The sequence below is a fragment of the Halobellus limi genome (assembly GCF_004799685.1).
GTDB lineage: Archaea > Halobacteriota > Halobacteria > Halobacteriales > Haloferacaceae > Haloquadratum > Haloquadratum limi.
Map to the genome: position 1 here is coordinate 46,097 of NZ_CP031313.1, position 21,696 is coordinate 67,792.

Below are 21,696 nucleotides of genomic sequence, written 5' to 3' on the forward strand. Positions count from 1 at the left end.
CGCTCAACCTGCCGATGTCCGACGTCGTCTCGGTACGGTGACGAGAACACCCTCTATTGGGCATCCTCACTCGCGGTCTATCGCGAAATACTGATCAGTAATCGCCTCAATCGAATGCCGCGGCTGCAAGCAGGTCGGTGGTGGCCGGATCCGATTCTACCACGAGACGGTGGGATTCAGAACACCGTCTAACAAACTTTCAGCGAGGGATGACGATGAATGACCCCCGCTCTCACTGTTTTCAACCACATTCACGCAATTACCCCGGAATCAATTATTCGGCTTCGCGCGAAATTAGCTGATCAGACTACTTGGGGCAAACGTCTACCTGGGTTTTAATACGTATAAACAAAAGTTACAGATGCAAGTATGGCTGAGAATCTCGAGAACTTCCTGCAATCAATCCAGAATCCTGTCGAAACGTTCCGGAACAACGATCTCGGCGGACTCGATCAGTACGTCTTCCCCGACGAGTACACCAACTGGATCGAAGAACAGCGCGCTGTCCGCGAATCGGCCGGGATCGTCGACCAGTCCTTCCATATGGAGACGCTTCGTATCGAGGGGCCCGAGGCCGTCGACTTACTGGCTCATCTCGGAATCAACAACTTCACTCGAATCCGGACCGAGGATCCGCCGCAGGCAATCAATTTGGTCGTGTGCAATCACGAAGGATATGTGATCGGTGACGTCATCCTCTTCTACTTGGGGGAGGAGACGTTCGATGCAGTCGGCGAAAACTACGTTAACAACTGGATCAAGTATAACGCCGGGATCAGCGACCTAGACGTGACGACTCGCTCGCTCTACGATCCATACGTCGAAGGTGGGTCTCCTCCAGACTTCAGATTCCAGATTCAGGGACCGCACGCGATCGACATTATGGAAGAAGTCGTCGACGGGTCACTGCCAGAGATTCCGTTCTTCCAGATGGATACGATCGAGATTGATGGCGTCCAAACCTACGCGCTGGGCCACGGGATGGCGGCAATGCCCGGCTTGGAAATTTTCGGTCCCTACGAGGCGCACGACGACGTCCTCGAGAAGATCCTCGCCGCAGGTGAGCAGTACGGCATCCGGCGACTGGGCTCGAAGGCCTACAAGACCGGTAAGATTGGCTCGGGATGGTTCGTAATGTCTGTGCCTGCAATCTACGAGAACGACGAAATGAAAGGGTACAGGGAGTGGCTGGACATCGACACCATTGAAGCACAGTTATCAATTGGGGGAAGCTACGTCTCCGACGACATCACCGACTACTATATGGACCCGCTGGAGCGGGGCTGGGGGCCGCTCATCGACTTTGACCACGATTTTATCGGGAAAGAAGCCCTCCAAGAGATGGACCAGGAGCGCGAGCGGGTGACGTTCGTCTGGAACCAGGAGGACGTCGTCGACGTCTACGCGTCGCTGTTCCGCGAGGGAGAGACAAAAAAATATATCGACTTGCCTGACACGGCGAATACATGGTCGAAAACGCACTACGACACAGTTCTCAAGGACGGAGAACACGTCGGATTCTCGAAGTACCCGGGATACCTCTACTACAAGCGTGAAATGCTTTCCCTGGGAACCATCGACGTCGAATACAGCGATCCGGGGACTGAAGTGACGTTCATCTGGGGGGACGATTCGAAGAAACGAGGCGTCGAGCGCCACCAGCAGACCGAGATTAGGGCGACTGTCGCGGCCTCGCCGTACGTCCGCGGCGGTCGTAAGGATATGTAATCTCCTCTGCATATCTTCTAATTAATACGCGTTCTGCGGTACCTGCCTACTAACCGAGGAAACCTCCGAGCGCGTGAATTACATATCGAGACATCGCCATACGTCTCAACGGAACCATCATCGACGTCACTATACTGTCGTTTCCGATCGGGGCGTAGGTAGATGGAAGCAGTAACGACAAGGCGAATCATAGGACCGTCATCATTGAGGGCCGACTCCAATGTGACTGGTCGCACGTTCTCGGGGAGATCTCGGGGATATAGACGAGGAAAAGAGGAGACGGTAGTCGAATTAATCCGGGGAGGAAACTCCGCTCGAAACTCCTCGGTGAGCAACTACCCCTATACTGGCATTGGTCAGATTAGCTAATTGCAGCAGACGATGAGTGCTTGCAACCACGTTTCTGCGACCGGTATATGAAGACCGTTCAGTGGGACGAGTGTTTAGCGGTTCAATTCGACGCCAAACCCAGGATCGTCAGGAATCTCCAATTACATCTGCCGCCGACCGCCCCGGACGTACGGTGCCTCGGCGACGGTCGCGCCGATCTCGACGGGGTCGTGGCGTTCGACCCGGCGCTTGTCTGTCTGGTCGCCCCAGACGAACGTCACCTCGGTCCCGGGGTCGCTGTACTCAAGGTCGACTGTCGCCAGCGAGAGGAATTTCCGCTCGTAGACGAGATAGCCGGGGTACTTCGAGAGTCCCACGACCTCGCCGTCTTTCAGTATCTTGTCGTAGTGGATGGACGACCACTGGTTCGCGACGTCGGGCATATCGATGAACTTGTTGGTGGGACCGTCTCCGAACAGCGAGGCATAGACGTTGACAACATCCTCGGCGTCCCACAGGAGTGTCACCCGCTCGCGTTCCTGGTCCATCTCTTCGAGGGCCTCCCGGCCGACGAACTCGTGGTCGAAGTCCACCATATGGTCCTGTCCCCGTTCCATCGGCGTCATATAGTAGTCGGTGATGTCGTCCGAGTCGAAGCTCCCCCCCAGCGACAGGCTCGCCTCCCTGCTGTCGGCGCCGAGCCACTCTCTGTACCCGTCCAGTTCGTCGTGGTCGTAGATGGCCGGTACCGATGCGACGAACCAGCCCGAACCGATCTTGCCGGTCTTGTAGGCTTTCGAGCCCAGCTGCCGGATGCCGTACTGGTCGCCCGCGTTGAAGATCGCGTCGAGAACCTCGTCGTGGTATTCGTGTGGACCGAAAATCTCCAGTCCGGGCATCGCCGCCATCCCGTGGCTGAGCGCGTAGGTCTCAACGCCATCAATCTCGATCGTATCCATCTGGAAGAACGGAATCTCTGGCAATGACCCGTCGACGACTTCTTCCATAACTTCCAGCGCGTTCGGTCCCTGGACCTGGAACCTGAAGTTCTCCGGATCCTGCTGACCGTACATATCGGGATGATAGGTGACCTCCGTCTGAACGTCGTAGTCACCGGCCTCGGCGTTGTACCGGATCCAGTTGTGGGGCCACTCTGCACCGACGGACTTGAACTCGTTTTCGCCCAGGTGGAAGACGATGTTGTCGCTGATCACGTACCCGTCGGGGTTGCACGCCACGTAGTTGATCGCCTGGGGTGGCTCCCCGGTCCTGGCCTTTTCGAAGTTGTTCACACAGACGTACTCGAGCAGGTCGATCGCGTCGGGTCCTTTGATGTCCAGAACCTCCATATGGACCGACTGGTCGACGACTGCGACCGACTCGTGGACCGCCCGCTGTTCCTCGATCCAGTTCGTGTACTCGTCCGGGAATACATACGGTTGCCAGTTTATGTCGGTGTTCCGGAACGTGTCTGCGATATTGTCCGTCGACTCCAGCACCTGTTTCAGGGTTTCCGGCGCCATAGTTCTGAACTCGATTGTAAAAGGATAAACTTTTGCCTTGGTTTTTCGGTCGTGTTTAGTTAATACTGAGAGTAATTATTTTGTGTAGCAGCTGATTCGTGAGGTTTCGAGTAGTCTCAGACGTCTGCGTTCCGTTCACAGTTTGGTATTGATTACGTTACTAACCGTAACCGGAATCGCAGCTTGCCTAGTAATTATCGACGTTGCAGCTCTTCTACGTTGAATATTACTCTGACATTTAACTAAACACGACCGTTTTGCCGGTCGTGGAGTGTCAGAGAGTACGCGGACGAGTTCGACATCGCCTTCGAGGCCGCGAGTCGAAGAGACACCCACAGCAAGTCCTGATGTACGAGGAACTGGGGCGGTTCGCCATTGACCTGACGCCAGCGGTGGTCAGACGTCCGATGTCGACCCCCGCGAGGCCTTCGTCGAACGCGGCGAGGTGGCGGTTGTCGGCGATCAGGAGGACCTCATCACTGGCGTCGCCGCACGACTGTCCAAGGGCGGGAAGGTATGCACCGAGTCTGATGACTGACGGTTCCCGCGGTCGAATCGCAACGATCTGAACGTTACACGCCTATTTTTTACTGTCTTGGTTCGAGCCTGCGGACCGCGTCATCGGTCGTTCCAGTAACAATAATGTTTATGTATGAGAGTTTGGAATGCTTTCCTATGGCAATGGAAGCTGATTCCTCATCCACAAAAGACGACATCGGTGACTCTGTCGACGCCGGGAAGGGAACCATCCGGATGGAGAACATCCGGAAGACGTTCGACAACGGGGAGATCGTCGCCTGCGCGGACATTAACCTCGAGATCAACCCGACCGACTTCGTTGTACTGCTGGGACCTTCCGGATGTGGCAAGACGACGACGCTCCGGTGTCTGTCGGGCCTCGACGTCCCGGATTCGGGTCACATCTACATCGGTGACGAGGAGATGACCTACGAGAAGCCCAAAGACCGGGACTTGGCGTTTGTCTTCCAGAGCATCGCGCTGTTCCCCCATATGTCTGTTAGAAAGAACATTGCGTTCGGCCTTGACATGACCACGGATATGAGCAAGGACGAGAAGAACGAGCGAGTTCGGGAGGTTGCCGAAATGCTCGGCATCGAGTCGATGCTCGACCGGAGCCCCGACGAGCTCTCGGGTGGCCAGCAACAACGGGTCAGCCTCGGCCGAGCGATGGTGATGGAACCGGCCGCGTTCCTGCTTGACGAACCGTTCTCGGCACTCGATGCGAAGCTCCGCGACCAGATGCGCGTCGAGGTCAAGCAACTCCAGCGCGAACTCGAGACGGCGATGATCTTCGTCACCCACGACCAGGAGGAGGCGATGACCCTGGGAGACAAGATCGTCGTGATGGACGACGCCCGGATCCAGCAGATCGGTTCCCCATACGAGATCTACAACGAGCCGACCAACCAGTTCGTCGCGTCGTTCATCGGATCGCCCTCGACGAATATGCTACCTGTCGAGGTTGTCTCCACTGGCGAGGGTTACGATGTCGTTGGCGACTTCTTCCGCTTCCCGCTGTCGGACGAGCAGGTCGACCGATACCAGGGCGGCGAGCAGGGGAACGTTCAGTTGGGCGTTCGACCCGAGTATCTCCAGTTGGACGCCGACGAAAAGCTATTCGATGCCGACGTGTCAGTCATCGAACCCCACGGCGCGCGCGACGCCGTCCACCTGACGGCCGACGACTACGACCTCACGGCGGTCACTCCCCAGGAGAAGATCCCGGGAGGTACAGAGTCCGTGTCCGTGGACTTCGAGATAGACCAAATCTGGCTGTTCGACGGGGACGGCCAACGACTGCTTTAGACACTCGTCGCGTGGGAATTTTTATATAACCGTTCGTCCAATCAACAGACGATGCAGTACGAGCATCTCATCCAGGAGACGGACGGACACGTATCGCGTATCACTCTTGACCGGCCGGACAAGCTGAACTGCCTCGCTGAGCAGACGTGGGACGAACTCGAACACGCGCTCGAAGCGGCGGACGGGGACAAGGACGTCCGCGTCATCGTGCTCTCGGGGAATGGGAAGGCGTTCTCCTCGGGCGACGACATCAGCGATCTCGACTTCCAGGACGCCTCTGACGCACGTGATTACGCGCGGTTCGTGATGGATCGGGCTGTAGCCCTCGAACGAATCGAGACGCCGGTCTTGGCGAAGGTGGACGGTATCGCTCACGGCGGCGGCTGTGAATTGGCCGCCTCTGCGGACGTGACGATCGCAACGGAGTCCTCAACCTTCAGGCAGCCCGAAGCTTTGCTCAACGCGGCTCCCGGCATCGCGCTCGTCCGCTACGCGGAGATGATCGGGATCAGTCACGCGCGCGAACTCTGTCTGACGACGCGGAAACTCGACGCGAAGGAAGCACAGGTCGTTGGGCTGGTAAACGAGGTCGCGCCAGCCGACGAGTTCGAAGACGTCGTCGCCGAGCGCGTCGATCAGCTGACGACCATCTCGCCGACGTCCGCTCGCGTGATCAAGAACGCGTTCAACAGCCAGCTCGGGATGGAAGAGGAGGCTGTCGACTCGCTCTCGTATCTCTTCTCGATGGACGATATGGAGGAGGGAATGGAGGCGTTCTTCGGGAAGCGCGACCCCGAGTGGAAGCTTCAATGAGCGCTCTCTCGAGAGCGCCGTCGACTGTCTGAATCTCGTCTCGAGTCAGGAATCGAGGCGTTTGGAGAGTTGTTGTTTGTCAAACTTCTCGGTCGACGTTCGTGGGAGTGCGTCGACGAACTCATACTCGTCTGGAAGCCACCACTTCGGGAACCGCTCGCGGAGGTGTGCGTTCAAGGTTTCCGCGTCGACGGTCCGGTCGCGCTCGGTGACGACGAAGGCAAACGGGCGTTCCTGCCAGATGTCGTGGTCCACCGCTATGACGGCGGCCTCTGCGACAGCGTCGTTGCGCATAAGTTCGGACTCTAGTTCCAGCGAGGAGATCCACTCGCCTCCGCTCTTGATGATGTCCTTCTTGCGGTCGACAACGTCGACGAAGCCGCGCTTGTCCCACGTCGCGACGTCGCCGGTCCTCAGCCAGCCATCGCAGGTAAACCCGTCCGCGTCCGCGTCTGGGCGTTCGTAGTACGAATCGATGACCCACTCGCCGCGGACCTGGAGTTCCCCGACGGTTTCTCCGTCGCGGGGCGCGGATTCTCCGTCCTCGTCGCGAACGCGCACCGAGATTCCGGGGACGGGTCGGCCCGCCTTCGCCCGAGACGCGTACAGATCGATCTCTCCGCAATCAGCTTCGAGCCCGGAGGGGGCTCTGCTGATAGTCGCGAACGGCGCCGTCTCGGTCATTCCCCACGCCTGAATCATTTCGACGTCGAACGCGTCGTCGTACCGCCGGATGAGCGATTCGGGAACCGCGCTCCCGCCGGATTGGATCCGTTCGAGGCCGGCAATGGATTTCCCGCTTTCGTCGAGGTAAGCGGCGACGTCGAGCCATATCGTAGGCACAGCGCTGGCGATGGTCACGCCCTCGCGCTCGATGACGCTCGTGAGCGCCTCTGGCGACGTGTGTGAGTCGGCGAGGACAAGTTTGCTGCCAGCGATCGTCGCCACGTAGGGATACGCCCAGGCGTAGCCGTGAAACATTGGCACGATCGGGAAGACGACGTCTGACCCACTGACCGCGACTGTGTCCGTCTGAAGCATCATATTACACGCCCGGACGAGCATCCCGTGCGTGTGCTGGACGCCCTTCGGAATCCCAGTGGTCCCGGACGTGTGACACAGGCCACACTCGGTCTCCGGGTCGAGGGACGGCCACTCGTACTCGGTGGGCCGTCCTTCGAGCAGTGATTCGTAGTCCGTGACAGGTTCGAGGGCGGTGTCAGGCACCTCGTCGTCGAGAACGACGAACGCCGAGACGTCCTCGAAGGCGTCGCGATGGCACTCGACGCGCTCGATGAACTGTGGATCAACGAAGAGGACGGCATCCTCGGCGTCTTCGACGACGTACTCGAAGTGTTCGTCGGGGAGCCGGTGGTTGATGGTGTGGAGGCTCCGCCCGCTCCCGGGGACGGCGAAGTACAGTTCGTAGTGCCGGTCGTGGTTCGCCGCCACCGTCCCGACCCGTTTCCCGGCCCCGATTCCAAGTTCGTCGAGAGCGTGTGCCAGCTGGCAGACGCGTTCGTACGCGTCCTGGTAGGTGTATTGGTGCCACTCGCCATCCTCTCGCTTGGTCGCTATCTCGCCGTCCGGCGCCAGCGACGTCGCTCGGAGGAGCACGTCGGAGAGCGTCCACTGCGATCTTGTCATACGATGATTGTAAGCCCGATAGCGACAATAATGAAGTTACTGCTCACGCCCCGGATCGGTTGTCGAGCGAAAACAGACTAAATCCCCGGAACCGATGGGTACTTATGCCGTTACTATCTGGAGATTATCTATGCAACAGATACTGGACGATATCGTCATCGCAGACTTTACGCAACTTATGCAGGGGGGCTGGGCCGCCCAGAAACTCGGCGATATGGGCGCGGACGTGATCAAGATCGAACCGCCACACGGTGAACCGGAGCGACAGGTCGCGTTCGCCGGCGAATTCTTCGACGGCGTCGCTCCCGGCTTCCTGGCCAAGGACCGAAACAAGCGTAGCGTCGCGCTCGACCTCAAGAGCGACGAGGGTCGCCAGGCCGCCCTCGACATCATCGCCGAAGCCGACGTCCTGATGGAAAACTTTCGTCCCGACGTGATGGAGCGACTGGAACTGAGCTACGAGGACGTTCGGGAGGTCAATGAGGATATCATATACGTATCTGCGTCCGCCTACGGCTCCTCCGGGCCGTACGTCGAACGCCCAGGGCAGGACCTGCTGTACCAAGCGATGACCGGGCTGACCGCGCTGACCGGTCGGGCGGACGATCCACCGACGCCGGGCGGCACGGTGTTCGTCGACGAACACTCCGCGACGCTGATCGCGTACTACACCGTCTCGGCACTGTTCCACAGGGAACGGACCGGAGAGGGGCAGAAGCTGGAGGCGAGCCTCCTCGATTCCGCCGTGGACTTTATGTGCCAGGAGATCACGTTCGCGCTGAACTCCGAAAACGAGCCGAAACGGGGCGAAAAGATGCACGGTCACCATATGCTCAACCCGCCCTACGGCATCTACGAGACGGCCGACAGCTACCTGGCACTAGGGTACTCCCCGCTCCCGCTGGTCGCAGAGACGCTCGACCTTGAGGACGAACTCGATACGTACGAGTCGCAAGCAGAGTTGTACGAATACCGGGACCAAATCCACGACGTCATCGAGGCCGAGACCCGACAGTGGCAGATCGACGAACTCGTCGACCACCTCTCGGCAGCGGACATCCAGGCCGTGGAAGTCGCCAAGCCAGGGGAGGTGGCAGACGACCCACAGATCCAGCACAACGAGATGATCATCGAAGTCGAACACCCCAACGGTGGGACCTTCCAGACGACCGGATTCCCGGTAGATATGTCTGAGACCGAGGAGGCTGTCACTCAGCGCCCGCCGGAATTGGGCGAACACACGGCCGAGGTCCTCGCAGAACTCGGGTACGACGACGACAAGATCGCCGCGATCACCGGCGTAAACGACACCTGACCCGCAGGCGGCGAGCCTTGATCGGCTGACAGTGGTTTTTTTGTGTCAGTGGCGCTATCGTCTATCCGTATGCGACAGCCACTAACCGGTATCACGATCGCCGACTTCACGCAGTTGATGCAGGGGGGCTGGGCCGCCCAGAAACTCGGCGATATGGGTGCGGACGTGATCAAGATCGAACCGCCACGAGGCGAACCCTCCCGTCACTATAGCGCCGCGGGGAAGTTCCACGAGGGGGTCAGCCCTTATTTTCTGACGATGAACCGAAACAAACGAAGCCTCCCTATCGACCTCAAATCCGACGAGGGACGCGAGGTCGCCCTCGACGTCATCGCTGAGGCGGACGTCCTAATGCAGAACTTCAGACCGGGTGTCATGGAGCGGCTAGGACTGAGTTACGAGGACGTCCAGCAGGTCAACGACGACATCATTTACGTTTCGGCCTCAGGCTACGGGTCCACCGGTCCGTATTCGGACCGGCCCGGCCAGGACCTGTTGTATCAGGCAATGACTGGGCTGACCTCGTACACGGGTCGGTCCGACGACCCGCCGACGCCGGCTGGCACCGTCGTAATCGACGAACACTCCGCGACCTCGATCGCACTCAACGTGATGTTCGCGCTCTTCCATCGCGATCGAACTGGCCAGGGGCAGAAACTCGATGCCAGCCTACTCAACTCCGCGGTGGATCTGCAGTGCCAGGAGGCGACGATCGCGCTCAATATGGATGTCGACGTCGAGCGCGGCCGGAAGACCCACGGCCATCCGACGCTGTGGCCCCCCTACGGCGTCTATGAGGCGACTGACGGATACGTCGCGATCGGGATGGCCGACCTGCACCACGTGGCAGACACGCTCGACGTTGACGGCCTCGAACAGTACGACTCGGAGCGAGAGCAGTTCGAACACCGCGATGAGATCCACGACGCCATCGAGGCGGCAACCAGCGAGATGCCCGCAGAACGTGTCGTCGAGGACCTCGTGGACGTCGACGTTCAGGCCGTCGAGATGTCGGGGATTGAGGACCTGCCCGACGACCCGCAGGTCCAGCACAACGAAATGCTCATCGAAGTCGAGCATCCCAACGGCGGGACCTACACCACTACCGGGTCGCCGGTCGAACTCTCCGAGACGCCGATGGAGGTCCGACAACGCCCGCCACGGCGCGGCGAACACTCGGTGGCAGTCCTGCAAGAAATCGGATACGAGGACTCGGAGATCGACCGGCTCGTGGACGGGGGCATCGTCCTGGTAGAAGAAGACGAGGAGTGACTGCTCAAAACTCGCCAAACTCGTCGTAGGCGTTTATCGGCAACGTGCCGTCGCGGACGGCCTCGCGAACCTCGTTTTCGGTGTCGACGAGTTCTTCGGCCTCAAGCAAAATCTCCTCGCGAACCGCCTCGGGGACCACGACGACGCCGTCGACGTCGCCGACGACGACGTCGCCCGGTGAGACTTCGATACCGCCGACCACGGCATCGACGCCCCAGTCGAGAATCTCCCATCGAGGGACGGCGTCGGCCGGCGTGTTGTAACGGGCGAACACCGGGAAGTCCCGTTCGAGGATGTAGGCGACGTCCCGCGCGCCGCCGTCGACGACCGCACCGCGACAACCCCTCGCCTTGAGCGACGTGACGGAGAGCTCGCCGATGTGGGCCGCCCGGTCGTCATTCGTGTCGTACATCAGCACCGAGTCCTCGGGTGCGTCGCCGAACATCTCGAGGATGTTTCGGATGTTCTCCTCGTCGTCGACCGCGCGGTTGGGCCGGCCGACGACGGGATAGGCGACGCCAGCGGTCCGCATATCCTGGGTGAGTGGCGCGATGTCGGGGTGGAGGGTCTGGTCGACGATGTCGTGGTCGTCGAGGACGTCGGTCAGCGCGCCCGTGTACAGCCGTTCGTATCGCTCGCAGAGTTCCGGCGTCTCGATATCGCTTGTCATAACGTGTCTACGGTAACAGCGCAGAACTACATAAAACAGGGTGCCGATCCCTTCTACCGTCGTGCTGGCCAGGCCCTCGGACAGCGCGGTCGATACTCCTCGTTACGTCAGCCAGTCGCTCGGTCAGTAGCTCCGCGTCGACTTTGACCGTCACGTACTGGACGCCGGCGTCTATTCATCGCTGGGCCATCGACGGGCCTGTCCGCGTACGCGCCACCGCCGACGTCTCTGTCGACAGCCTTCTCACAGACTTCTCCCATCAGTTCTTCCACTCGCTCGTCACATACTTGGCTGGGAATCTCGAGCGACTGGCGCTGGCCGTAGGGCCCGGAGAAGAGTATACCGGATCTCTCGGCTTCTACGATCTCCTCGACGTTGTCGTTCCTCCGTTTCCCTTCGATGTGGACGATGACGGCCACCGTCTCGTTTTGCTGGTCAGTGTAGTCGAGATCGCTGGTGTACCCGCTGGCTCGGACGTACGGTGGGGGGCCACGTTCGCCGATCGGATCGAACCGGGAGTCGTCGACGGCCACCTTTGCCTCCTTTCGCGAGTCTCTATCTAGAGAATCTGGACGCCGCTGGTCCCGATATCGAGGGCCCGCTGTATTTCGAGCTTCGTGTTTTTATGCATCCGGACGAGGCACTGTTCAGATAAGATCGAAAAGTGAGGCGGTCGTAGTTCGTTGGTGCCTATGCAAGAACCGGACCGCCGCATCGGATGTAGTGACTTTCCGGAGTTAGCGTTTGTGGGGCGAGAGGCGACACCCGAGCAGGCGATGAGGCTGGGTATCCAACTGCATTTGGCGGAAGTATCGCTATCGGATACCGTCTCAGTCCTCGCAAACGTGGGTGTCCAACGGTGTCGCTCTCCCGTTCAAAACTGGATTCAGAAGGCCGATCGACAGCCCACAGAGGGTTACGAACCGAATTACGTCGCGGTTGATGAGACCGTAATTCGAGTGAATGACCCGCGCTACTGGCTGTTTGCGGCGGTCGACCGCGACACAAGTCGCCTGCTACACGTGCGGCTCTTCCCGACCAGAACCCAAGCGCTGACCGAGATGTTCCTCACGGAACTCCGCGAGAAACATCTCGTCGACGACGCGATCTTTCTGGTCGATGGCGCACCCTGGCTGCAGGCGGCCTGCCATCGCCACTCGCTCCGATTCCAACACGTCACCCACGGGAATCGGAATGCCGTCGAACGCGTCTTCAAAGAACGCAAACGCCGAATTGAGCCGTTTGCAAATCACTTCAAGCACGTTGATCTGAACACAGCGGAAACGTGGCTCCAAGCGTTCGCTGTCTGCTTCAATCAGCTACTCTGAAAAATGCCTGTCAGTCAAATCCAAAAACTTTTATACATAACCGTTATTTATGCGATTAGGCTACGGCTATGAAAGATAATCCCACACAGATCGACGGATCCAGCAACGCGGTTCGCCGCCGCTCGATGCTCAAACTCACGGGCGCAAGCCTCGCCACGTTCGGCCTCGCGGGCTGTTCGGGCAACGGTTCGACGGACGATGGCGGTTCAACGCCGACCGAAACGGACAGCTCGATTGATACGCCAACACCAGGCGATGAGTCTACTGACCTGTCTGACGTATCGATCGACTATTGGAACACAGTCAACGTCCAGTCGCGCAAAGCGAAAGCAGTGAGCCAGGCGCTCGTCAGCGCGTTCACGACGAACACCGGCGCAGAGGTTAATATGAACTGGACCGGCTACGGCGGGGTCATCGGCGCCAAGTGGAAGACCTCGTTCAGCCAGGGTAACTATCCGGTTCTGTACGACTCGACGTCCGCATGGGACGGCCAGTTCCAAGAGTGGATCCACCCGTTCTCCGAGTACCAGGACCAGTTCTCCGACGACTTCCTCTCGGCGATCGAGTGGTACACGCCACTGGCGAAGGAGCAGTGGAACGGATTCGGCAAGGATGTTATCTACGAGGTGCCGCTGGGCTTCTCGGTGCAGGTCCCCTTCGTCGCTCGTATGGACCACTTCGACGAGGCGGGGCTGAGCCGGGATCGCTTCCCACCCAAGGACTACGACGACCTCATAGATATCGCGACGACGCTGCAGAACGACGGTCCCGGCGAGTACGGCTACCAGATCCACGGGACGAAGTTCGACGCGTTCGACGCGCGAGCGCCCACGCTCGTCTCCGACGTTGGCGGCGAGGAGGGGACATTCCTCAATGACGACTGGAGCGACACGTACTGGGACAACGAAGCGTATAAAACGGGCGTCCGGCGCTGGGTCGAGATCTTCACCGAGCACGAACTCTCCGGCCCCGGTACGCCGACCCACGACGACGAGTCGATGGTCCAAGAGATCGTCTCCGGACGGTGCAGTATGACCGGCGGCGACTTCCTCAACCATCCGAACTTCCTTGATGCCGCCCCTGAGATGATGGCCAACGGTGATATCCAGTGGGGTGCGATGTGGCAGGGCGGGACGAGCGACACGCCCTCGGCCGGATTCATCCGCCCGCTCACCTTCGGCATCACGAAACCACCTGAGGGAGCGGACTCTGCAGAGTGGGAGAAGCAACAGCAGGCGGCTATCGAACTGATCAAGTACTTCACCAGCAAGTCGAACCAGCGGGCACTGTTCGAGAACTTCGGGCTGATGCCGATCCGCGACGACGTGTGGTCCGACCTGCCGAGCAAGTCTCACAACGTCTATGGTGCAGCGAAGACAATGGCAGAAAACACCGAGATGCTGTGGGAGGCCCACCCCGCGACCGTGTCGATGCAGTATAACGTACCCGGGCCGGAACTACAGAAGGCACTCAAGGGGCAAATATCGCCGGCCCAGGCCTGTGATAACGTAGCTGAAACCATTCGGAACGACTTCTTGTAAAGGGGCCTTCGTCCGTTTTCCCTTGCCCAACCGATTTAACTAACTCCAATCATTATAATCAATTATCAACCACATATGGCAACAGATACCCAACAGGCCAGAGAACGCGATTTAGATGGCGTCAGAGGACGCTTTAGGCTGTACGGGCAAACGATCAAGGACAACTGGTTCGCGTACGCCTTACTGCTTCCGACGCTCGCGTACCTCGTCGCGCTACTATGGTACCCGTTCGTCCGCGGCATATGGATGAGCTTCCACAGCTGGCCGTTCCTCGGCGAGCCGGAATGGGTCGGCATCCAGAATTATGTAAATCTGTTCAGGTGGGACGCCTTCTTCACGTCGATAGAGGCGACCGTTATTTACGGGCTGGCTATCTTCGTCCAGCTGTTCCTCGCGCTCGTGGCCGCACTCGTCGTCGCGAACCTCGATCGCTTCCAGAACGTCGTCAGTGGGAGCCTGCTGGTTTCGTACACGATGCCACCGGTTGTCACAGGGACGGTATGGCTCTTCCTGCTGAACCCGTCGATCGGGCCGGTGTTTACCTACCTGACGAACAACAACATCCTCAATGAGGCGATCTACTGGACGGTCAACGGGGACTCCGCCATCACGGTGGTGACGTTGGTGACGGCCTGGACCTTCTGGCCGTTTATGTTCATCATCATCCTCGCGAGTCGCCAGAACATCTCCGACGAACACTACGAAACCGCGCGAGTGTACGGCGCGTCCAGGCTCCAGACGTTCCTGCGAATCACGCTTCCGCAGCTGAAGTCAGCGATACTGATCGCGGTCAGCATCCGCCTCATCTGGAACCTCTCGAAGATCTCCCAGCCGCTGCAGCTCACCGGCGGTGGTCCGGGCTACGAGACGTCCATCCTTGCAGTGCTGATGTACAACCTCGCGTACTTAGATGGCCGACTGGGCGTCTCCTACGCGGTCGGGATGGTACTGCTCGTACTTACGCTCGCGTTCGTGTTCGTGTTCATCCGCGAGTTCAACCGCCAGAAGGAGGCTGGTGCGTGATGTCGGTGAAACAGCAGGGATACGGCGACTACCTGTACAAGATCGCCCTGTACGGGACGCTCGTCGTGTTACTCGCGATGGCACTCCTGCCGTTCATCTACGCGTTGAGCATCTCGTTCAGGCCATACAGCGAGGTTTTTGGTACGGTACACTGGATTCCGAAGAACCCCACCCTCGACCCATGGAGGACGGCATTCAGTGACCTGGCGACACCCCTGAAAAACAGCTTCTTAATCGCGACGGGTACGGCAGTCCTCTCGCTGATCATCACTATCCCCGGCGCGTACGTCTTCGGTCGGAAGCAGTTCCCAGGCAAGGACATCGCGTTCTATGCGATCATCGTCGCGTTGCTGTTCCCGTACATCCTACTCATCGTTCCGATCGTCGACATCTGGAACGATTTCGGTCTGTACAACACCATTCCGGGGCTGTGGCTCGCTTACCAGGTGTTCGTCACGCCCTTTGCCATCTGGATCCTGCGGGACTTCTTCGAGGGGCTCCCGGACAACATCGAGGAGGCCGCACAGGTCTACGGCTGTACACAGTTCTCGGCGTTCCTCCGGGTGATTCTTCCGCTGTCGATGCCCGCTATCATCGCAGTCGGTTTCATTTCCTTCCTCGTCGGCTGGAACGACTTCCTGTTCGCGAATATGCTGACAACTGGGAGCGGACCGCGCCCGGCGGTCGTCCAGTTGTTCATCTCGACAACCGGCGGTGAGCAGACCTCCTGGGCGCTCTTGATGGCGGAGACGATCCTCATTGGGACGCCGCCGACCATCCTGTATATGATCTCCCGGCGCTACCTCGGGAACGCGTTCGCGACGTAGCGTCCGGTACCCCCTTCTCTTCTCGCGGTAGCTCCCCGGTTGAGTCCTCGAAACGGTGTCGCTCGTCGCTAGATGTTCCGACCGCCGTCGACGACGAGCACCTCGCCGGTGACGCCGGTCGCCGACGCGAAGTACTCGACCGCGTCGGCGACCTCTTCCGGTCGCGTCAATCGACCGAGCGGTGACGACTCCCTGATTCCGGGTCGGCGTTCCTCCCGCATCATCGGCGTCGCTGTCGGACCCGGGGCCACGACGTTCGCGAGGATCCCGTCGCTCGCGTACATCCGGGCGATTGACTTCGTGAAAGATATGACGCCGCCCTTCGTCGCCGCATAGACCGGATCAGTGGGGCTCCCGTGGGGTCCGGAGGTCGACGCGATGGTGATGATCCGGCCGTACTCGGACTTCCGTATCGATGGGAGGGCAGCTTTTGTACAGTGTACGGTCCCTTTCAGGTTGACGTCGACCTCGAGGTCTATCTCGTCGCGCGTGATGTCCTCGAGGGCCGTCTCGAGGAAGACGGCGCCGTTGTTGACGAGTAGATCGATCTGTCCCAGTTCGGCCTCGGCCGTCTCGACCATTTCCGCGACCGCGTCTGGGTCGGCGATGTCACACTGATGGACGGCGGCCCGGTTGCCGTGTTCCTCGACCGTCTTGACAGCCGTCTCCGCGCCCTCGAGATCGCTGTTGTAGTGGACGAGTACGTCGTAGTTGGGTGCGAGCACCTCGACGCAGGCGTGTCCGATACCGCCGCTACCGCCGGTCACGATGGCTGTTCGTGCCATTAGGAGAAAGCTCGTTAGGAACCAATAAGTAGCTTTCCACCGCCGGAGCCTGAGGCACACGAACCGAATCTTACTGATCTAACTGCGGAAATCCCTCCCTATAGGATCAGAAAACACTCTCGCCGGAGAGGGTCGACGCCGCCATAGACGCTATGGTTTCGCATATCGACGAGACGCTCGGACAGACCGGCGGAGAGTTCCCGTACTTCACCGACCCAGCGACCGGCGAGTGGGAAACCCTTGACGACGGAAACTGGGCCGGCAGGCACTAGCTGGGTCTATCGTGGTTCACCAGCGAACACGCCGAAACCGAGACCCAGCGACAGCGGTTCGTCGACGCCGCATACGGGCACACGGAGGCACTCAGCCAGTCGGGCATCATCGACTCTATGTTCAGCGGGATGAACTACCTGTACGTGAGGTTCCGCGGGTACGACGCCAGCGGCGACCAAACGTACGTCTGCTACGGTCTCACCGCGGCTGACGCGATGATCGAGATGTACGACTAAAACTCTCGGCAGATCCCCTCAGACCGTGTTCGCCGGTTCCGGCGAGTTCGATGTCCACGACCCCGACTCCGCCGACGCGGACGACGCGGATGACACGAGCACGCGCACACGAGCGCAGTCGAGTGCAGCTACACGACGTTGGGCGTCCTCTGGCGGGCCTACAAGGAGACCAACGACCCGCAATTCCGCGATGTCGCAATCTTCTATGCCGACCGGTACCTGGATCTTTATATTCGGGATGAGGGGAAGATCTACAATCTCGTGGAATTCGACGAGGAGACGGGCGAAGTGGTCCGCAAGTACAATCTCCTGGCTCATTAAGATGAGACGGTCCAGCACGTCTGCTTCGTTCGACCGACCGAGTTCGTCATAGACAACGAACTGGTCTGAACCGACTACTACGTCGCCTACGCGCTCTAAGACCTGTTGAGCTGTTGAATCTCTCACTCTGCGAGCGGAGGGCCACACTCGTTCTCAGGTCTCGGTCTCCCAGGGGAGCGACCGAGCCAGCGCCGCTATCTCCTCGTCGGTCGCGTCCAGTTCAGGGAACAGTAGGTAGCCGTGGGCGTGCCCGTCGACGTCGACGGACTCAACCGCCACGCCGTCGGCTTCGAGGCGTCGGGCGTAGTCTCGTCCCTCGGCCCGCAGCGGGTCAAACTCGCAGGTTAGGACGGTGGCCGGCGGTAGGTCCGCGAGCGTCTCTGCGCGGAGCGGCGCCGCGTACGAGTTGGCGCCGTGGACGACGTCGCCGAGGTACTGGTTCCAGTACCACGACATCCCCTCGCGTGTGAGCAGGGCGGGCGCGTCGGCCGGGAGCGCGTCCGTCCTGTTCGGGTCTAGTGCCGGGTAGATTAGGAGCTGGTAGGCCGGCGTTGGCCCGCCGCTGTCGCGTGCCAGCAGGGTGCTCGCCGCGGCGAGGTTGCCGCCCGCGCTGTCGCCGCCGACGGCGACTTGATCCGGGTTACAGCCGATATCGGCGGCGTGCTCGCACACCCACTCGAACGCTGCGTGGGCGTCCCGGAGCGCGGCTGGGAACCGGTTCTCCGGCGCTCGACGGTAATCGACCGAAATCACCGTCGCAGCGCTCGCTTCGGCCAGTGCGCGACAGAGCGAATCGTGAGTGTCGAGACTTCCTCGGACGAAGCCGCCGCCGTGGTAGTACACGAGTGCTGGCCGAGGACCGTCCTCGGCCGGTTCATAGAGACGTACCGCCATCTCACCAGTCGGCCCGGGTATCGAGAAGGCCCGCTCCCGTTCGACCGACGCACTGTGGTCCCGGTCGGCGTACAGTTCTTCGGCGATCTGCCGTGCCGCCGGGGTCGAGAGCGCCCAGGCAGGGGGGTCTTCCCGCGCCGTGACCTGCTCGAGGACATCGCGCATCTGTGGGTTCACATCTGTGTCCACGTGACTCACCTGATCAGAATTCGGTTCGAGGGGTGAAAACGGTGCCGCCCAGGCCGAGTGAGAGACCTACCTACGCCCTTTACTTACATCCACCGCGATTATCCACCCGAATCAATGGAGACGTACGACCTGTTCGTCGACAGCGAGTACTGACCGTCCTCAAGCGATGACTGTATGAAAGTCGAATACCCCTACGACGGGTCCTTTGGGCGTCGGTTCCTGCGAGGACGCAAGCGGATGTCGAAGACGCCGTTGCCGTGGCCCGCTCGGCGTTCGAGATCGGATGGCGTGAAAGTCCCACGGCGGGCGCCGCTCTCGCCTCCTGGCCATCGACGACAACACCGACGAACTCGCCGAGCTCGAGACGCGACAGAACGATATGACCTTCGCCCGCGAGGAGATATTCGGCCCCGTCGCGAGCGTCATCACCATCGACGAGGCAGAGGCGCTCGAAGTCGCCAACGACACCGACTACGGCCTCGAAGCCGGCGTCTGGACGACCGACATACACCCGGAGAAGCGGATGACTGACGGCCTCCGGGCCGGGCATCGACTGGGTCAACGAGTATCAGATCGTCGCACCGAACTCGCCGTTCGGCGGCTACAAGGACAGCGGCCTCGGCCTCAAGAGTTGTCGCGAAGGACTCGAGGCGTACTACCAGACCAAGAGCGTCTGGATCGACCACTCCGGCGAGGTGGGCGACCCGTTCACGATGGACGTGGAGTAATATCCCGTCTCGACGACAACTGACGCGCGTGACCCAACTGGATCGATCCGCTGACCGAGCGTACTCCGATTTTCAGCGAATTCCCGCGTGTTCGAGTGCGGAGTAGGGCGGATCCTCGTCAGCGAGACCGGCCAGGATGTTGTCCGCGGTCATAACTGCCATCTCACCGCGCGTCTCGGTGGAGGCGCTTCCGATGTGAGGCGTGACGGTAATTCTCTCAGGCGCGTGGCGACACAGTGAGTGTCCTGGCGGCAGCGGCTCCGGGTCAGTCACGTCGAGGGCGGCATGTCGTATCCATCCCTCCGCGAGCGCCCTGTCGAGCGCCTCTGTGTCGACTACCTCGCCGCGAGCGCTGTTGATGAGTATCGCCTCTTTGTCCATACGACGGAGTTCGTCCTCACTGATCAGGCCCGCCGTCTCATCGGTGAGGGGGACGTGCAATGAGACGTAGTCAGCGCGGTCCAGGAGGTCCGGTAGATCGCAGTAGGTCGCGTCAACGCCGTACTCTGCGAGTTCAGCCTCGGCCGCCTCGTTTCGACCAGTGTGAGTGTAGCAGACGTCCATATCGAACCCCGCAGCTCGCTTGGCGAACGCCGTCCCGATACCGCCGAGACCGACGACGCCGAGGGTCGCGTCGTGGATGTCCCGCCCGAGCAGGACCATCGGGCCCCAAGTGTCCCACTCGCCGTCGTGGACTTGCTGATCGGCCTCTACGATGCGGCGCGCACCGGCCATCAATAGCGCCCAGGCGAGGTCGGCGGTGGTCTCCGAGAGCACGCCCGGCGTGTGCCCGACCGCGATGTCCCGTTCGGCGGCGCCCCGCAGGTCGATGTGGTCGTAACCTACGGACATAGTGCCGACGGCACGCAGGTTCGGCGAGGCGTCGAATACCGCGGCGTCGACGGTGTCGGCGACATTACAGAACAGCCCGTCGGCCTCGAGCTCGGCCAGGCGATCGACGAGGAGATCGTGTGGTGGTGCCGTCGATTCCTCCCAGGCGACCACCTCGCAACTGTCTTCGAGTCGGTCCAGTCCTTCCCGTGGTATCTCCCGGGTCAGGTAGACCAGCGGTCTGTCGTCCATAGACTGTCTGTCGACGGAGACGGATAATATTCTTACGCCTGTCCTCTGCGAGGCTTTAACGCGCAACAAACTATTTTTCCCTGCCCGGTGTGAGGACACACGAAATGGTTTACCGACCGGAGTCCGTCTGGGAATTCAGCACGTCGAAGAACATCACCTTCGGGGTCGGAGCGTCGGCGGAACTCTCCGACGTCGTGGCCGAATACGATGCCGGTTCCGTCCTCGTCGTGACGGACGAGGGCGTGGCCGATGCGGGGGTACTCGACGACGCCGTCGCGTCGCTCGACGACGACAGCTACACCGTCTTCGACGGGGTCGAACCAGACCCATCGATCGGCGTGTTCGAGGACGCACTCGCGGCGGCGGCCGATGTCGACCCTGACCTCGTCGTCGGCGTCGGCGGCGGGAGTTCGATGGACGTCGCCAAGACGACGAGCGTGGTCCACGCCCACGGCGGCGATGTCCTCGACTACGTTGCGGAACCGACTGGCGGCGGCGACTCGATTCCGGGACCCGGCGTTCCGACTGCCTGCCTGCCAACGACCGCTGGCACCGGTTCCGAGACGTCGCCGGTAACGGTGATCTCCCTGCCCGACGAGGACCTCAAGGCGGGCATCTCCAGCCGTCACCAGCGCCCCGACATCGCGCTCGTCGACCCGGGACTGACGGTCTCGCTCCCGCCCGGGCCGACGGCTTCGTCGGGAATGGACGCGCTCTCACACGCCATCGAAGCCTACGTCACCCGTCGGTACGACGCGAAACCCGCTCCCGACCGCAGGATGGACCGGCCGGACTACAACGGCCGGTCGATGGTCACCGACCAGTTCGCCCGAACGGCGATCGAGCAGATCGGGAACGGCCTCCGCAACGCCGTCGACAACGGGCACGACCTGGACGCGCGCAGGCAGATGTCGCTCGGGAGCCTTATGGCAGGGGTAGCGTTCACGAACGCCGGCCTCGGCGCGACGCACGCCATCGCAATGGCGACGGGCGCCGTCCAACACACGCCCCACGGCGTTACCGTCGCCCTCACGCTCCCCGAAGTGATGCGGTTCAACGCGACCAGCGCCGCCGACCGCTACGCCGAGATCGCGAGCCTGCTCGGCGAGGACGTGGCCGGGAAAGGCCGCAACGAGGCCGCCGAAGCCGCCGCGACCGCCGTCGAGAACTTGGCGGCGGACGTCGGCATCGAGGGCGGCCTTTCCTCGCTCGGTATCGGAGACAACGACGTGGCGCACCTCGCAGAGCGGGCGAGCCAACTGGAGCGCCTGCTCGTCGGCAACCCGCGCCGCGTGACGAGAGACGACCTCGAAGCCATCATCAGGAGGTCGCTGTGACGCGGG

The 21,696-nt window shown here is 60.8% G+C and carries 19 protein-coding genes and 1 pseudogene; 12 read left to right on the forward strand and 8 right to left on the reverse strand.

The features are described from left to right. Window positions 1–369: 369 nt before the first annotated feature. Entirely contained in the window at window positions 370–1,728 is a 1,359-nt protein-coding gene (locus DV707_RS16600) for an aminomethyltransferase family protein (RefSeq protein ID WP_103992613.1), read from the forward strand. A gap of 491 nt (window positions 1,729–2,219) precedes the next feature. Here the strand turns inward: DV707_RS16600 and DV707_RS16605 are convergent, their stop codons facing one another. After that, entirely contained in the window at window positions 2,220–3,581 is a 1,362-nt protein-coding gene (locus DV707_RS16605; RefSeq protein WP_103992612.1) for an aminomethyltransferase family protein, read from the reverse strand. A gap of 409 nt (window positions 3,582–3,990) precedes the next feature. Here DV707_RS16605 and DV707_RS16610 point away from each other — a divergent pair. From DV707_RS16610 to DV707_RS16620, 3 genes and pseudogenes are all read left to right on the forward strand, one after another. Beyond that, window positions 3,991–4,119: pseudogene (locus tag DV707_RS16610) on the forward strand (4-hydroxy-2-oxovalerate aldolase); the annotation flags it as partial. 137 nt (window positions 4,120–4,256) lie between these two features. Then, window positions 4,257–5,408 (forward strand): ABC transporter ATP-binding protein, encoded by a 1,152-nt coding sequence (locus DV707_RS16615; protein WP_200820933.1) that lies wholly within the window; start codon window positions 4,257–4,259, stop codon window positions 5,406–5,408. A 51-nt stretch (window positions 5,409–5,459) separates the two neighbouring features. Then, the gene (locus DV707_RS16620; RefSeq protein WP_103992610.1) at window positions 5,460–6,221 is read left to right on the forward strand and encodes an enoyl-CoA hydratase/isomerase family protein; all 762 of its coding nucleotides are present in this window, start codon (window positions 5,460–5,462) and stop codon (window positions 6,219–6,221) included. 45 nt (window positions 6,222–6,266) lie between these two features. On the opposite strand, the gene DV707_RS16625 is transcribed toward DV707_RS16620, so the two are convergent. Then, entirely contained in the window at window positions 6,267–7,868 is a 1,602-nt protein-coding gene (locus DV707_RS16625; protein WP_103992609.1) for a long-chain-fatty-acid--CoA ligase, read from the reverse strand. 130 nt (window positions 7,869–7,998) lie between these two features. On the opposite strand from DV707_RS16625, the gene DV707_RS16630 reads away from it, so the two are divergent. Both DV707_RS16630 and DV707_RS16635 read left to right on the forward strand, forming a co-directional pair. Next, window positions 7,999–9,183, forward strand: a complete 1,185-nt coding sequence (locus tag DV707_RS16630) for a CaiB/BaiF CoA transferase family protein (protein ID WP_160113955.1) — start codon at window positions 7,999–8,001, stop codon at window positions 9,181–9,183. A gap of 69 nt (window positions 9,184–9,252) precedes the next feature. Further along, complete coding sequence (locus tag DV707_RS16635; RefSeq protein ID WP_103992607.1) at window positions 9,253–10,455, forward strand: CaiB/BaiF CoA transferase family protein; 1,203 nt, start codon at window positions 9,253–9,255, stop codon at window positions 10,453–10,455. Window positions 10,456–10,459: 4 nt separating this feature from the next. Here the strand turns inward: DV707_RS16635 and DV707_RS16640 are convergent, their stop codons facing one another. Then, window positions 10,460–11,125 (reverse strand): RraA family protein, encoded by a 666-nt coding sequence (locus DV707_RS16640; protein WP_103992606.1) that lies wholly within the window; start codon window positions 11,123–11,125, stop codon window positions 10,460–10,462. 107 nt (window positions 11,126–11,232) lie between these two features. Continuing rightward, complete coding sequence (locus DV707_RS16645; protein WP_136361916.1) at window positions 11,233–11,658, reverse strand: aldolase/citrate lyase/malate synthase family protein; 426 nt, start codon at window positions 11,656–11,658, stop codon at window positions 11,233–11,235. A gap of 159 nt (window positions 11,659–11,817) precedes the next feature. Here DV707_RS16645 and DV707_RS16650 point away from each other — a divergent pair, with 159 nt between their 5' ends. The 4 genes from DV707_RS16650 to DV707_RS16665 all read left to right on the forward strand — a co-directional run bounded on the left by DV707_RS16650 (window position 11,818) and on the right by DV707_RS16665 (window position 15,844). Further along, on the forward strand, window positions 11,818–12,453 hold the full coding sequence (locus DV707_RS16650; protein ID WP_103992604.1) for an IS6 family transposase: 636 nt from the start codon (window positions 11,818–11,820) through the stop codon (window positions 12,451–12,453). A gap of 125 nt (window positions 12,454–12,578) precedes the next feature. Next, window positions 12,579–13,994, forward strand: a complete 1,416-nt coding sequence (locus DV707_RS16655) for an ABC transporter substrate-binding protein (RefSeq protein WP_160113954.1) — start codon at window positions 12,579–12,581, stop codon at window positions 13,992–13,994. Window positions 13,995–14,069: 75 nt separating this feature from the next. Beyond that, window positions 14,070–15,017, forward strand: coding sequence for a carbohydrate ABC transporter permease (locus tag DV707_RS16660; protein ID WP_103992602.1), 948 nt, complete (start codon window positions 14,070–14,072; stop codon window positions 15,015–15,017). Then, window positions 15,017–15,844: a carbohydrate ABC transporter permease gene (locus DV707_RS16665; protein WP_103992601.1), complete on the forward strand. Its 828-nt coding sequence runs from the start codon at window positions 15,017–15,019 to the stop codon at window positions 15,842–15,844. The genes DV707_RS16660 and DV707_RS16665 overlap by 1 nt, the downstream gene beginning before the upstream one ends. 68 nt (window positions 15,845–15,912) lie before the next feature. On the opposite strand, the gene DV707_RS16670 is transcribed toward DV707_RS16665, so the two are convergent. From DV707_RS16670 to DV707_RS16680, 3 genes are all read right to left on the reverse strand, one after another. After that, window positions 15,913–16,629 (reverse strand): SDR family NAD(P)-dependent oxidoreductase, encoded by a 717-nt coding sequence (locus tag DV707_RS16670; RefSeq protein WP_103992600.1) that lies wholly within the window; start codon window positions 16,627–16,629, stop codon window positions 15,913–15,915. Window positions 16,630–17,156: 527 nt separating this feature from the next. Beyond that, window positions 17,157–17,585, reverse strand: coding sequence for a hypothetical protein (locus DV707_RS16675; RefSeq protein ID WP_136361917.1), 429 nt, complete (start codon window positions 17,583–17,585; stop codon window positions 17,157–17,159). 27 nt (window positions 17,586–17,612) lie between these two features. Further along, window positions 17,613–18,551: an alpha/beta hydrolase gene (locus DV707_RS16680; RefSeq protein ID WP_200820932.1), complete on the reverse strand. Its 939-nt coding sequence runs from the start codon at window positions 18,549–18,551 to the stop codon at window positions 17,613–17,615. Between the two features lie 370 nt (window positions 18,552–18,921). Here DV707_RS16680 and DV707_RS19405 point away from each other — a divergent pair, with 370 nt between their 5' ends. After that, on the forward strand, window positions 18,922–19,293 hold the full coding sequence (locus DV707_RS19405) for an aldehyde dehydrogenase family protein (RefSeq protein ID WP_103992598.1): 372 nt from the start codon (window positions 18,922–18,924) through the stop codon (window positions 19,291–19,293). Window positions 19,294–19,342: 49 nt separating this feature from the next. On the opposite strand, the gene DV707_RS16690 is transcribed toward DV707_RS19405, so the two are convergent. Further along, the gene (locus DV707_RS16690; protein WP_103992597.1) at window positions 19,343–20,353 is read right to left on the reverse strand and encodes a 2-hydroxyacid dehydrogenase; all 1,011 of its coding nucleotides are present in this window, start codon (window positions 20,351–20,353) and stop codon (window positions 19,343–19,345) included. Window positions 20,354–20,457: 104 nt separating this feature from the next. Between DV707_RS16690 and DV707_RS16695 the strand changes: the two genes are divergently transcribed. Further along, a complete protein-coding gene (locus DV707_RS16695) occupies window positions 20,458–21,690 on the forward strand; it encodes a hydroxyacid-oxoacid transhydrogenase (RefSeq protein WP_103992596.1) in 1,233 nt (410 codons plus the stop codon). Window positions 21,691–21,696 lie beyond the last annotated feature (6 nt).